Raw genomic sequence first — 12,499 nt, 5'->3', positions numbered from 1 at the left:
CAAGGCGGCCCGAATCTGGGGCCTCATCCGCCGGTTGCCGTACTGAAGACCCGGCGCATCCGGTGAAAACTCCGCTGCTGTCCTCTTCGCGCAGGTCGGTTGGTCAAAGCCGTCCTCACGCTTCACATGCGCGAGGCGGGATGAAAAAGATTCAACGATTGAGGCCCGTCGACGCAGGCTGGCATCGACGGGCCTCATGAAAACTTTAAGCGATCAAGCTAAATCAGCTCCAGTTCGAGCACCAGGCAATGGTGCCGGACCACCGGGTGACGCAGACCCGGATTCGCCAGATGTCCTGACCCGGATCCTTGCTGGCGGCCTGGCCCTGATAAGCCGTGATGCTACCGGTTGCACCGTTGTAGAACTGGTACTCGGTCCTGGCCGAGTAATTGGCGTTGTTTCCGCCTGCGGAGACCCATACCCAGCTCTGCCCCCTACCTGGGTTGTTGTCGAACTGACCCTGGGCGCTCTCGAAGTTGATAGTGGTTGCGGCCGAAGCGGGTTGCACAATAAGGCTCACACCTGCGGCGGCCATCGCCGTCGCGACAACGAATTTTTTAGCGAAGCTTTTTGGTCCCACGTCTCTCACTCACCTTCTCCGATGCATATCGCACCGTGGTATCCGGCCATCAAGAGGGCGCCCCGCAAGCTGCGGAGCGCCTTTTCTCAGCGTGACGAATTTCCATATAGGAATCGGGTGGAACCGCCGCCTTCTCTCGCGCCACAAGGATGTCGCTCTCGCGAGAGTACGGGTGCGTCGAGAAATTTGGGCGCCCTCCGATTCCCTGACACGAGATACGACTCTAAAGCGTGCCTGTGGATGAAAAATTGATGTTGCGCATACGCGATACCCCGTACCCGGTAAGCCTTTTTCATCTCCGGGCGGCGAACCGCTGGTCACAGCATGACCGAAAGGTCGGCATTCGCTTGACGACGTGAAGAAGCCCCTGGTAGACGGGTTGATCATTACAATCAGGTCCGTCACAACGAGGGGCTTCGGATGCTGTTTCCATCGCGTGGCCGTTGATGCGTCGCGTTCAACGCCGAACCATGTCGCCGGCCTGGTCCGCCTGCCACCTGTGTAAGGCCATCGCCGTCCTTCAAAACCACCGCGTCGCACAGGCCGACCGAGGATGAAAAAAGTTCACTGACGTGGGGCGGCCGGCGGGACTCGAACCCGCTTGCACCAGGATCACAACCCGGTCCCTCGTCCACTTCGGGATCGGCCGCAGCACCTCTGGCCGGAATCGAACCGGCGACCTCCCGCTCCGCAAGCGGGCGCGCTCTCCACTGCGCCACAGAGGTTGGGTAGCGGGTGCGGGAATCGAACCCGCCCACAACGGCTTATGAAACCGCCGAGCACACCAGCGCCCTCACCCGCTCCAAAGGAAGCTCCAAAGGAAAGAGCCGCCCCGGACCCTGTGGTCCGAGACGGCTCGCGTCGTGACGGCGGACGTCACACGCGAGCCTCCCAGGGCATGCGCACACGGCGATGAACACGCATGGTGCGGTGGTTTCGACCGTGATGACGACGCATGACCCCTCCTCGTGAAGCTCGACCGGCGTAGGTACTCGACTGGCTTAGGTCGAGAATGCCGGACTTCGGGAACCGGCCGCAACGCGTTTTCTGCGGACCTGGCAAAAAGAACCGGCCCCACCGCGCGTTCGACGGTGGGGCCGGGCACATCACGACGGGCGCTCGCCTATCCCCGGGGGTAGGCGGCGATCACCTCGCGTCCGAAACGGTCCATCTCCGTGTGCTGGGGTGAGAACTGGAGCAGCATCAGGTCGACCCCGGCCTCCTCGTACGCCTTGATCCGCGCGATGATCTGCTCCGGGGTGCCGACCAGTCCGGCGCGCAGCCCGCGGTTGGAGACGCTGTACTCCTCCAGCGAGACCTGCGACTCCAGCTGGGAGCCCTCGACGAAGTCCTGGTAGGAGGCGTAGGCCTCCGGAGAGGAGCGCACGTTCAGGATGCGCTCCAGCTCGGCCTGCGCCTCCTCCTCGGTGTCGCGGCAGATCACGTAGCCGGAGACGCCGAAGGAGAGCGGCGGCAGGTTCTGGGCCTGGCGGCGCTCGCGCATGTCGGCGATCTTCGCGGCGATGGTCTCCGGGGAGTCGCCGTGCATGACGTAGGCGTCACCCTGGGCCGAGATCAGGTTCTTCGCGGTGGGGGACTCCCCGCCCATGTAGACGGTGGGCCGGCTGGCGGGCTTGGGCTCCAGAACCGTGCCCTGAAGGTTGTACAGGGCGCCGTTGTGGGTCACCGTGTCCTCGGTGAGCAGCCGGCTCAGGACCTCCAGCCACTCCTGGGTACGGGCGTAGCGGGCGTCGTGCACGTCGAACGGGGCACCGTACTGGGCTGCCTCGTCCTTCCACCAGGAGGAGACGACGTTGAGGCTGGTCCTGCCGGGCGCGATGGTGTCGAGCGTGGACAGGGCCTTGGCCGTGGCCGACGGCGAGTGGTAGTTGGGCCGGACGGCGAGCATCAGCTCCGTCTGCCGGGTGACGGCGGCGATCGCCGGTGCCAGGGTCCAGCAGTCGAGGGCGGGCGCGCGGTGGCCCTTGATGTCGTTGAGGTTGAGCTCGGCGATCAGGGTGAGGTCGAAGCCCTGCCCCTCGGCGTCGACGGCGAGGTCGCGGATGTAGGACCAGTCGATGCTCATGTCCTCGTCCGGGACATTGCGCAGCCATCCACCGAAAATCGGCATCCAGTAGCCGAACCGCATCAGAGGTCCTTCCCTTCTTCGATGAGCCGCTTGACCATGCGGGCGATCTGCCGCGGCCCGGAGCGGGGAGCCGCTGCCTCGACCTCGGGGTTGTAGTTGGTGTTGGTGTTGACGTCGTAGGTCACCAGGCGGCCGTCCTCGGTCTCGATGAACTCGAAGCCGGCGACCTCGATCCCGTGCCTGCGGGAGAAGTCCAGATACTGGCCCAGTACGGGGTGATCGAAGCCCTCGCGGAGCGCGAACAGTCCGGGCGGTGCGTCGATCAGGCAGGTGTCGTCCGCGGGGGGGATCGCGCAGGCGTCCGCGGGGCACAGCTCGAAGCCGCCGCGGGCGGTGTCCGCGGTCAGCGCGTAGACGACGCTGCCGTCGACGATCTCCACCCGGGTGATGCGGGGCTGATCGGCGCGGAGATACTCCTGGAGCAGGGTGATGCCGTCGACCGGCGGCACGTACTCGGGCGAGTTCAGGTGGTCGGCGAAGGCGTCGGCGCTCTCGAACAGGGCGACGCCGAGACCCTTGCCGCCCTGGTTGTGCTTGGCGATGAAGGGGGCCGGCATCTTGGTCGCCGCGTCCAGCAGGTCCTCGTGCCCGATCACCGCGAGCGTGGAGGGCACGTCGATTCCGGCCGCGCGCAGCGCGGTGAGCTGGTCGACCTTGCTCATCTCCAGTTCGAGCACGCGGCGCCCGTTGACGACCCGGCGGCCGTAGGCCTCCAGCCAGCTGAGCACCGCCCGCGTGTGGTCCTTGGCGAGCAGGTGCCCGCGGGTGTGGGACGAGGCGCTCATCCGGGACCAGTAGACGCCGGGCGGCGGTGGGGCGTCGAGGTCGAGCAGTCCCTCCCCGAGCAGCCAGGGCTCGTGGTCCACGCCCTCGGCTTCGAAGGCTGCGGCGAACGGCGGATACCACTCGGGATTCTCATGGAGTATGTAGGCCTTCACGCCGCGCGTCATCCTTCCGTCGAATTGTGTGGAATCTGCCGATTGTTGCATGTGTGACCGACCGCGCCCAGTCCGGGTCGGGCGGCCGGCCGGGAAGATGTCGATGAGGGCAATGGATGCGAGGAACAACGGAGCGGGATCGCACGCTTGTATGCTCCGGGTCTGCCGGTCACCACGCCCGGATGTTCCCGGGAAGGCGACGCGGGCGGACCCTGCGCTCGACATGCAACGATCCAAGAACCCCTCCCGTTGGGAAAACGATGACCACGCTCATTGACAGGACCATCGCGGCCCTGCGTACCAATCATGACGATCTTTCCGCCCTGGTGCGCCGCCTCGACGCCGCCGACCTCGAACGGCTTTCGAGCGCCTCGGAGTGGACCGTCGCCCAGGTTCTCAGCCACCTCGGCAGCGGTGCCGAGATCGGCCTGGCGTCGCTGCGGGCCGCGCTGACCGGCGAGGACGCGCCTGCCCAGGACTTCAACCAGTCGGTGTGGGCTCGCTGGGACGCCAAGGGCCCCAAGGAGCACGCCGAGGACTTCCTGAGCGCCAACGCCGAACTTGTCGCCACCTATGAGTCCCTGGACGCCGCCGCCCGTGAAGGATTGCAGATCAAGCTTGGCTTCATGCCGGCGCCCGCCAGTGTCACGCTGGTCGCGGGCATGCGCCTGAACGAGGCCGCCCTGCACGCCTGGGACATCGAGGCCACCTTCGGCCCGAAGGCCGTCATCGCCCCGGAGGCCACCGAGGCACTGGTCGACTTCCTTCCCGGACCGCTCAGCTTCCTGGTCGGCTTCATCGGCAAGCCCGGCGCCCTGGAGTCCCGGCCGGTCACGCTCCGCGTCGAGATGAGCGATCCCCAGCGTGCCCTCGGCCTCACGATCGGCGAGACGATCGAGTTCGGAGAGCCTTCCGAGTCGGCGGACGCCGTCCTGACGGTTCCCGCCGAGGCATGGCTGCGCCTGGTCAGCGGCAGGCTGGACGCCGCGAACACCCCCGGCTCCGTGAACGTCACCGGCGAGGCCGTCTCCCTGGACGACCTGAGGCGAGTGTTCCCGGGCTTCTGAGACGGGCGTCTCGCCAACGCGCCGACATCCGGCCCCCGTCCTGAAGGCCGCATCTTCATGAGATGCGGCCTTCAGGACCGGAAGACGATGGCAGATGATGTCCTCGACAGCCCGGACGACTGGGTGGCCCAGCACATCGGCGTCCGTCGCACGAAGAGGAATCATGATGAGTTCACAGTCAGCGGGTCGTTTCGGCCTGGTCGGTAGCGGATGGCGTTCGGAGTTCTTCCTGCGTCTGGCCAGGCAACTGCCGGAGCGGTTGTCGGTGTCGGGTGTGGTGACCAGGTCGAGCGAGCGGGGTGCCGAGGTCGAGGCCGCCTGGGGGGTGCCGACGTTCCGTTCCGTCGCGGAGATGCTCGCGGCGGAGCGCCCCGAGTTCGTCATCCCCTCGGTTCCGTGGCAGATCACCCCGGAGGTGACGAAGGAACTGGTGAGGTTCGACGTCCCGGTGCTGGCGGAGACGCCGCCGGCGGCCGACCTGGAGGGGCTGCGCGATCTCTGGTCCGCCGTCGGGACCAGCGGTCTGGTGCAGGTCGCGGAGCAGTATCTGCACATGCCGGGTCACGCGGCGAGGCTGGCGCTCGTCCGCGAGGGGATCCTCGGAGAGGTGAGCTCCGTACAGGTCTCCTCGACGCACCTGTACCACGCCGTGTCCATGATCCGGCACATGCTCGGGGCCGGCTTCGAGGAGACCACGGTGACGGCCCGGTCCTTCACCGGCCCGCTGGTCGACCCCATGACCAGGGACGGCTGGACGGGTGACTCGTCGCCGAAGAAGGCGGCCACCACGATCGCGACCCTGGAGTTCGCCGAGGGGATGGGGCTCTACGACTTCACCGACAACCAGTGGTGGAACCCCCTGCGCAGCCGGCGAATCGTCATCCGCGGATCCATGGGCGAGCTGGTGGACGACCGCGTGGTGCGCATGATCGACCCGAGGAGCCCGGTGGAGTCGCACCTCACGCGACGCCAGACCGGGATCGACCTCAACCTGGAGGGCTTCGACCTGGACCACATCAGCTTCGACGGGCGCGTGGTCTATCGCAACGACTACCAGGGCGCGAAGTTCTCCGAGGACGACCTGGCCGTCGTCTCGCTCCTGTGCCAGATGACGTCGTGGTGCCGGGGAGAGGCCCCGGAGCCCTACTCCCTGGCCGACGGCTGTCAGGACCACCTGCTCAGCCTGGCGATCGAGGAGTCGGTGCGCACCGGGGCCGGCGTCACGACGGGCCGCGAGGCCTGGGGCCGGTAGGTGCGTGTCATGGCGCTGAACGGCCGGCAATGAGCCGGGGCCGGTACCACGGTGTGAGGAGCCGGTGGTCGAGATGACGCCGGGGTGACTCCAGGGTGTGAGAAGCCGGTGGCCGGGGTGACGTCACGGCCACCGGTTCCTTACCCGCCCGGGGTCAGGGGCGCAGTGCCGCGAGCTGCTGCTCGAACGGGACGACGGCTTCGACCTGTTTGGGCGCGGCGGGCCGGCGCAGGATGAGATCGGACAGCTCTTCCGACGCGCGGGCGATCCGGGTGGGGAGGCCGTCGGTGCGTGCGTCCCCGCCCGTGCCCCAGTCTTCGGAGGCGGCGTAGACGGCGGTGGGCACGACGATCGCGCGCAGGTAGACGAACAACGGGCGCAGCGCGTGATCGAGGGCGAGCGAGTGCCGGGCCGTTCCGCCGGTCGCCGCGACGAGCACGGGCTTTCCGACGAGCGCGGTGTTGTCGATCACGTCGAAGAACGACTTGAACAGGCCGCTGTAGGAGGCGGTGAAGATCGGCGTCACCGCGATGACGCCGTCCGCCTCGGTCACCGCCTCGAGCGCCTCACGCAGTGCGGCGCTGGGAAACCCGGTCACCAGGTTCTTGGCGATGTCGACGGCCAGGTCGCGCAGTTCGACCACGCGTACCTCGACCGGGCGGTCCTCCGCCAGGCGCTGCCTGGTCGCCTCGGCCAGGCGGTCGGCCAGCAGGCGGGTCGAGGAGGGCTGGCTGAGACCGGCCGAGACGACCACGAGATTGAGGGGGCTCATCGAATTCCTTCCGTGTGGAACACCCCGGGCTCGCGCCCGGGGAGACGCCGACTGCTTGTTCGTGCCTGGGCGGAGGTCAGGCGGGGGAGCCCGCGGGGACCGGGGGCTGGTCGCCGGTCTCGGCGTCGCGCTGGGCGACGAGGGACCGGTGGGTGGGACCGTCCGGCACCTGGCTCGGCCGGCCGGCGGCGAATTCCTTGCGCAACACGGGCACGACCTCCTCGCCGAGGATATCGAGCTGCTCCAGCACGGTCTTCAGGGGCAGCCCCGCGTGGTCCATCAGGAACAACTGGCGCTGGTAGTCGCCGAAGGAGTCACGGAAGGTCAAGGTCTTGTCGATGACCTCCTGCGGGCTGCCCACGGTGAGCGGGGTCTGCTCGGTGAAGTCCTCCAGCGACGGGCCGTGGCCGTACACGGGCGCGTTGTCGAAGTAGGGGCGGAACTCACGGACGGCGTCCTGGGAGTTCTTGCGCATGAACACCTGACCGCCGAGTCCGACGATCGCCTGCTCCGCGGTGCCGTGGCCGTAGTGGGCGAAACGCTCCCGGTACAGCTCGATCAGGCGGATGTAGTGGTCCTTGGGCCAGAAGATGTTGTTGGCGAAGAAGCCGTCGCCGTAGTAGGCGGCCTGCTCGGCGATCTCCGGGCTGCGGATCGAGCCGTGCCAGACGAACGGCGGGACCCCGTCCAGCGGCCGGGGCGTGGAGGTGAAGCTCTGCAGCGGCGTGCGGAACTTGCCCTGCCAGTCGACCACGTCCTCGCGCCACAGCCGGTGCAGCAGCGCGTAGTGCTCGACGGCCAGCGGGATGCCCTGGCGGATGTCCTGCCCGAACCACGGATACACCGGCCCGGTGTTGCCGCGGCCCATCATCAGGTCGACGCGTCCGTCCGCCAGATGCTGCAGCATGGCGAAGTCTTCGGCGATCTTGACCGGGTCGTTGGTGGTGATCAGCGTCGTGGCCGTGGAGAGGATGATCCGCTCGGTGCGGGCGGCGATGTAGCCGAGCATGGTCGTCGGCGACGACGGCACGAAGGGCGGGTTGTGGTGCTCACCGGTCGCGAAGACGTCGAGGCCGACCTCTTCCGCCTTGAGCGCGATGGCCACCATCGCCTTGATCCGCTCCTGCTCACTCGGCGTCTTGCCCGTGGTGGGGTCTGGGGTGACGTCTCCCACGGTGAAGATTCCGAACTGCATCGTGCTCACCATTCTCCATCTCGATCACTGTCGTTGAAATTTCAATTACCCTTAGCGCCAGGGTGGGCGTACTTATTCCTGCCGTCCGGACCCTCTGCCGCCCGGCGGCCGGCTCGCACGTCTGTGATCGCCATGTTCGTCGAGCGGCCGGTGGATCGGCGGTTGTGGCCGCTATGGAAGGTAGTGGGTTTTCCGAGCTAAGCGCGAAATTTCGGGTGCTCGTTGGCCGCCGTAGAGTGTGCGGGGCCGTATGGCCCTCTTACGGAGGGGTTGACATCCATGAATGACGAACTCACAGTGATGGCCGTTCACGCCCACCCTGATGACGAGGTGCTCGGCACGGGCGGCATCCTCGCCAGGTATGCGGACGAGGGCATCCGCACCGTCCTGGTCACCTGCACCAACGGTGAGCAGGGTGACGGTCCCGGCGGGGTGAAGCCGGGGGAGCCGGGACATGACGAGGCGGCGGTGAGCGCGGTGCGCCTGCAGGAGCTCCGCGAATCGGCGGCCCATCTCGGGATCTCGCACGTGGAGCTGCTCGGCTACCGTGACTCCGGCATGGTCGGCTGGTCCGGGAACGAGGCGGAGGACGCCTTTGCCAACGTTCCCGTCGAGGTGGCCGCCGGTCGGCTGGCCGAGTTGATGGAGCGTTATCGCCCCCAGGTTGTCGTCACCTATGACGAGAACGGTGCCTACGGCCACCCCGACCACATTCAGGCCCACCGGATCGCCATGGCCGCGACCGAGGCCAGCGGCATTCCCCGCAAGCTTTACTACACCGCGGTGCCCCGTGAGCGCATGGCCGAGTGGTTCGAGTATCTCCGCTCGATCGATGCCGCTCCCGAGGGCATGGAGCTTCCCGATGACTTCGGCGTCCCGCAGGAGCAGATCACCACAGTGGTCGACGTGGCTCCCTACGTGGAGCGCAAGGTCAAGGCGCTGCAGGCGCACGCGAGCCAGGGCGAGAACATCTTCTTCCTGCGCCTGCCCGCCGAGGCCCAGCACCAGGTGTTCGCCACGGAGTCCTTCATCCGCCAGATCAACCACGTCCCCGAGGCCGCCGACCACGAGGACGACCTCTTCGACGGCCTCCGATAGGAAGATCCTCGCGGGCATGCGAACGGCCCGGCGTCCACCAATCCCCTAGCCGGTGCACGTCAGGTCGTGCGACGAGGACCTGACAAGTCCGCTGATCCCGCGCCTTTCGGCCCGAAGGCTGTCCCAGAGCAACCCGGATCGCTGCTCACCGAACAGTGGCCGCTCGCACACACGGTGTAAACGGACTTACCCCTCCGCGCACGTCCCGGGCCGGGTCACCGCGACCTGACATCGCGCCGCGCGGCGAGGAGACGCTCGGTCAGGGCCTCCAGCCGTCGCGCGGCCGCCGGATCGAAATCCGGTCCGGACACGTCGAGCTCGCGGCCCTCGACGAAGGCGCTGAGCGCCGCCGCCGGGGGCCGTTCGATGGCCGAGAGGATCGGCGGCAGGGCGGCCGACACAGGCTTGGCGCCGGCCTGCATCGACCGGATGTGCGGCAGGGTCGCCTGGTCGTACTCGCCGGAAAAGCCCGTCGCGGTGACGCCCGGATGGACCAGCACGTAGCGGATGCCCCGTCCGCCGTGGCGTTCGGAGAAGGCGATGCCGAGCAGGTCGTTGAGCTTGCCGCCCTGGCCGAGCGCGGCGCCCCCGTGGTATCCGTGCCGCAGTTGCAGGTCGTCCCAGCGCACGATGTCCAGCGGCGCCCCCGGCCCGGCGACGTTCACCACGACCGGCGCCTCGGCTGCCGCCAGCGCGTCGGCCAGTCCCTGGCCGAACAGGCGCCGGCTCAGGTAGAACAGCGCGAAGTTCTCCTCCAGCCCCTCCGACGTCACGGTCCGCCGGGACCGATAGTGCCGGGCGCACAGCACCAGCGCGTCGACGACCGGGATCTCCGCGCGGATCTCCGCGACGGCCTTCTCGGTCTCGGCGAGCAGGCTGAGGTCGGCCGTGACGAACCGGGCCCGGTCGGCGGAGCCCGCCTTGTCCGCCGCGGTGAGGAAATCCCGGCCCTTGGCCGGATTCCGGCCCACGACGATAACCGTCGCTCCCTCGCCGAGCAGTTCGGACGCCAGCGCCCGGCCGATCCCGTCGGTGCCGCCGGTGATCACCACTGTCTTCATGCCTTCTCCTTTCCGGCCAGCTCGCCGAGCAGCCGCCAGGTGCGCTCGCGGCCCTGCGGCCCGGCCAGGTTGGTCTGGGTGAACACCACCTCGGTCGCGCCCGCGTCGAAGTAGCGGCGCACCGCCGCGGCGATCGCCTTCTCGTCGCCGATCTCGACGAGGTCGGCGGCGCGCGACGCCCCCGACAGTTCGATCACCTTCTGATAGGAGGGGATCCGGTCGTAGAAGGCGGTCTGCTGAGCTGCGGCCTCTCGCGCGGTCTCCACGTCGTCGGTGACAACTCCGGCGACGAGCGCGACGACGCGCGGAGCGGGTCGTCCCGCCGCCGTTGCCGCCGACAGCAGTCGGGGCACCACGTGCTCCGCGTCCGCCGGCGCCGATAGAGCAACACCTATGGTCATAACCCGACTAACCAGGTCGGATGACCATGAATTCCCAAGACGGCCTGAGATGTCAGGCTATGACCGTGAAAGTGAATCGGTGGATCGGGTGATAAGAGGTGACCGCCATTCGCGCTTGAACCGTTGCACATGACAGGGGGGCCATCGTGACGACGATGTCCTGGGCCGCTCATCCGGTGGGGGACGCCGAGGTCATCCAGCTCTCCCTCGATGAGTCCGAGCGGTTCAGCGCGATCTTCGACACCTACTTCGGTGAGATCCACCGCTACGTCGCCCAGCGGCTCGGGGCCGACCACGCGGAGGACATCGTCGCCGAGACGTTTCTCACCGCGTTCCGCAAACGGGCGCGCTACGACCCGTCCCTCGCCAGTGTGCGGGCGTGGCTGTACGGCATCGCCACCAACCTCATCGGCAAGCACCGCCGCTTCGAGGTACGCACCCTGCGCGCGCTCGGGCGCTACGGGGTGGACACCGACATCCCCGGGCACGAGGAACAGGTCGCCGCCCAGGTCAGCGCGGAGAGCCTGCGGCCGAGCCTCGCGGCGGCGATGGCCGGGCTCAACCAGCGGGATCGCGACGTCCTGCTCCTCGTCGCCCTGGCCGGGCTGAGCCACGAGGAGATCGCCACCGCCCTGGACATCCCGTACGGGACCGTCGGGTCACGGCTGAACCGGGCCAGGAAAAAACTGCGCGCCACGCTGGGCGGCACCAACCCGATACTCGAATCCGAGGAGGCCGGCCGTGGATGAGCTGAAGACGATCCGCGAGCTGTACGGCGAGCCGCAGGCCGACCCGATCCTCAAGGCCAGGGTGCGGAAGCGGCTGGAGGCCGAGCTGCTGCGGCGGCGCCGGCGGTTGTCATGGACGGTGGCCGTGGCCGGTCTCGCCGTCGCCGCGGCGACGGCGATCGCGGTTCCCTCGGTGATCGGGCGGGCGGGGCCGCCGAACCAGGTCACGGAGATCGCCGGGGCGCCGTACCAGACCACGGCGATCTCCGGGCGGTCGGTCCTGCTCGCGGCGGCGACCACGGCCGAATCCGGATCCGCGGCGACCGGCGCCTACTGGCGCGTCAGGAAGCTGTACAGGCAGACGTACCCGGAACGACTGGGGCGGGGTGAGAACCGTTACCGGGTGGTGGAGTCACGGCTCACCGAGCAGTGGGTCGCCAGGGACGGCCGGGTCTGGTCCGGTTCTCGGGCGCTGGGGGCGCGTCCGATGAGCGGAGCCGACGAGGAGGCCTGGCGTCGCGACGGCTCTCCCACCGAATGGTCGAGCGAGGGAGACGTGCTGTCCACGTCGCCGGACAAGGGCATGCTCAGGGCGGTCACCGGCAAGGTCCCCTTCAGCATGGCCGGTCACCAGATGACCTTCGAGCAGCTGCGGGGACTCCCGGCCGACCCCGCGGCCCTGAAGGACTGGGTGACCGAGGCCGTGCGGGACGTGCCGGGCGGCTCTACCGACGGTGTCGTCGCGGACGCGCTCAGCGGCCTGCTGTGGAGTAAGCCGTCGCCGCCGGACGTGCGCGCGGCCGCCTACCGGGCTCTCGCCGACCTGCCGAACGTCCGGTATCTGGGTAAGGCGACCGACGAGCAGGGCAGGGCGGGGGCCGCGTTCTCCTTCACCCTGCAGGCGGCTCCGCCTGTCCGGCGGACGCTGATCATCGATCCCGACAGCTCCCAGGTGCTGTCCTCCACCGTCACGGGGCGGCCGGGCGTCACGGGCGATCAGGTCGAGGTGGTCCTCGACGCGGGCTGGACGGACGACAAGCCGGCCGTTCCCGACCTTCCCTAGACCCCTCCGAGCTCGCCCGCCTTTCCTGGGCCCGTACCCCTTTCTCCCGCTCACCCCCTTTCTTGATCCCGTTCCTCCTGCTCGCCCGCCCGTCCTGAGCCTGCCCGTCCTGAGCCCGTGCGTCCGCCCTCCCAGGCCTGTCCGCCCGGTTCGCGAGGGCGTGCGCGGGCCGCCCACACCATTCTTTGGAGCAAT

12 protein-coding genes and 3 tRNA genes are annotated in these 12,499 nt (G+C 68.3%); 5 read left to right on the top strand and 10 right to left on the bottom strand.

The features are described from left to right. Positions 1–223: 223 nt before the first annotated feature. The 6 genes from CHC08_RS48640 to CHC08_RS31735 form a co-directional block, all read right to left on the bottom strand. Positions 224–580 (bottom strand): hypothetical protein, encoded by a 357-nt coding sequence (locus CHC08_RS48640; protein WP_143653412.1) that lies wholly within the window; start codon positions 578–580, stop codon positions 224–226. Positions 581–1,153: 573 nt separating this feature from the next. Further along, a tRNA-His gene (locus CHC08_RS31755) sits at positions 1,154–1,230 on the bottom strand. Between the two features lie 2 nt (positions 1,231–1,232). After that, positions 1,233–1,305, bottom strand: a tRNA-Arg gene (locus CHC08_RS31750). Between the two features lie 4 nt (positions 1,306–1,309). Beyond that, a tRNA-Met gene (locus tag CHC08_RS31745) sits at positions 1,310–1,382 on the bottom strand. A gap of 321 nt (positions 1,383–1,703) precedes the next feature. After that, complete coding sequence (locus CHC08_RS31740) at positions 1,704–2,729, bottom strand: LLM class flavin-dependent oxidoreductase (RefSeq protein WP_089211063.1); 1,026 nt, start codon at positions 2,727–2,729, stop codon at positions 1,704–1,706. Then, on the bottom strand, positions 2,729–3,667 hold the full coding sequence (locus tag CHC08_RS31735) for an ATP-grasp domain-containing protein (protein WP_218825585.1): 939 nt from the start codon (positions 3,665–3,667) through the stop codon (positions 2,729–2,731). Before CHC08_RS31735 ends, CHC08_RS31740 begins: the two co-directional genes overlap by 1 nt. A gap of 260 nt (positions 3,668–3,927) precedes the next feature. On the opposite strand from CHC08_RS31735, the gene CHC08_RS31730 reads away from it, so the two are divergent. Continuing rightward, positions 3,928–4,734, top strand: coding sequence for a maleylpyruvate isomerase family mycothiol-dependent enzyme (locus CHC08_RS31730; RefSeq protein WP_089211061.1), 807 nt, complete (start codon positions 3,928–3,930; stop codon positions 4,732–4,734). Between the two features lie 166 nt (positions 4,735–4,900). Beyond that, positions 4,901–5,986 carry a Gfo/Idh/MocA family protein gene (locus CHC08_RS31725; RefSeq protein ID WP_089211060.1) on the top strand — a complete coding sequence of 362 codons (1,086 nt, stop codon included), beginning with the start codon at positions 4,901–4,903 and terminating at the stop codon, positions 5,984–5,986. Positions 5,987–6,140: 154 nt separating this feature from the next. Here CHC08_RS31725 and CHC08_RS31720 read toward each other — a convergent pair whose 3' ends face one another. Both CHC08_RS31720 and CHC08_RS31715 read right to left on the bottom strand, forming a co-directional pair. Continuing rightward, on the bottom strand, positions 6,141–6,758 hold the full coding sequence (locus CHC08_RS31720) for an FMN reductase (protein WP_089211059.1): 618 nt from the start codon (positions 6,756–6,758) through the stop codon (positions 6,141–6,143). Positions 6,759–6,834: 76 nt separating this feature from the next. Beyond that, positions 6,835–7,953 (bottom strand): LLM class flavin-dependent oxidoreductase, encoded by a 1,119-nt coding sequence (locus tag CHC08_RS31715; RefSeq protein ID WP_089211090.1) that lies wholly within the window; start codon positions 7,951–7,953, stop codon positions 6,835–6,837. 279 nt (positions 7,954–8,232) lie between these two features. Between CHC08_RS31715 and CHC08_RS31710 the strand changes: the two genes are divergently transcribed. Further along, positions 8,233–9,051, top strand: coding sequence for a PIG-L family deacetylase (locus CHC08_RS31710; RefSeq protein WP_089211058.1), 819 nt, complete (start codon positions 8,233–8,235; stop codon positions 9,049–9,051). Positions 9,052–9,266: 215 nt separating this feature from the next. On the opposite strand, the gene CHC08_RS31705 is transcribed toward CHC08_RS31710, so the two are convergent. Next, entirely contained in the window at positions 9,267–10,112 is an 846-nt protein-coding gene (locus tag CHC08_RS31705; RefSeq protein ID WP_089211057.1) for an SDR family NAD(P)-dependent oxidoreductase, read from the bottom strand. Next, entirely contained in the window at positions 10,109–10,465 is a 357-nt protein-coding gene (locus CHC08_RS31700; protein WP_089211056.1) for an LLM class oxidoreductase, read from the bottom strand. Before CHC08_RS31700 ends, CHC08_RS31705 begins: the two co-directional genes overlap by 4 nt. Before the next feature lie 203 nt (positions 10,466–10,668). Here CHC08_RS31700 and CHC08_RS31695 point away from each other — a divergent pair, with 203 nt between their 5' ends. Together CHC08_RS31695 and CHC08_RS31690 are read left to right on the top strand one after the other, a co-directional pair. Continuing rightward, positions 10,669–11,262 (top strand): RNA polymerase sigma factor, encoded by a 594-nt coding sequence (locus CHC08_RS31695; protein ID WP_089211089.1) that lies wholly within the window; start codon positions 10,669–10,671, stop codon positions 11,260–11,262. After that, positions 11,255–12,304: a CU044_5270 family protein gene (locus CHC08_RS31690; RefSeq protein WP_089211055.1), complete on the top strand. Its 1,050-nt coding sequence runs from the start codon at positions 11,255–11,257 to the stop codon at positions 12,302–12,304. Before CHC08_RS31695 ends, CHC08_RS31690 begins: the two co-directional genes overlap by 8 nt. Positions 12,305–12,499: the final 195 nt, after the last annotated feature.

This window comes from Streptosporangium subroseum (assembly GCF_900188345.1).
Taxonomy (GTDB): Bacteria; Actinomycetota; Actinomycetes; order Streptosporangiales; family Streptosporangiaceae; genus Streptosporangium; species Streptosporangium subroseum.
This window is presented reverse-complemented; position numbering and strand designations above follow the sequence as displayed.

Bases quoted from the DNA above. Each gene is read 5' to 3' on its own strand.
- CHC08_RS31730 (WP_089211061.1), top strand. From the start codon at position 3,928: ATGACCACGCTCATTGACAGGACCATCGCGGCCCTGCGTACCAATCAT.
- CHC08_RS31715 (WP_089211090.1), bottom strand. From the start codon at position 7,953: ATGCAGTTCGGAATCTTCACCGTGGGAGACGTCACCCCAGACCCCACC.
- CHC08_RS31695 (WP_089211089.1), top strand. From the start codon at position 10,669: ATGTCCTGGGCCGCTCATCCGGTGGGGGACGCCGAGGTCATCCAGCTC.
- CHC08_RS31705 (WP_089211057.1), bottom strand. From the start codon at position 10,112: ATGAAGACAGTGGTGATCACCGGCGGCACCGACGGGATCGGCCGGGCG.
- CHC08_RS31720 (WP_089211059.1), bottom strand. From the start codon at position 6,758: ATGAGCCCCCTCAATCTCGTGGTCGTCTCGGCCGGTCTCAGCCAGCCC.
- CHC08_RS31740 (WP_089211063.1), bottom strand. From the start codon at position 2,729: ATGCGGTTCGGCTACTGGATGCCGATTTTCGGTGGATGGCTGCGCAAT.
- CHC08_RS31710 (WP_089211058.1), top strand. From the start codon at position 8,233: ATGAATGACGAACTCACAGTGATGGCCGTTCACGCCCACCCTGATGAC.
- CHC08_RS31725 (WP_089211060.1), top strand. From the start codon at position 4,901: ATGAGTTCACAGTCAGCGGGTCGTTTCGGCCTGGTCGGTAGCGGATGG.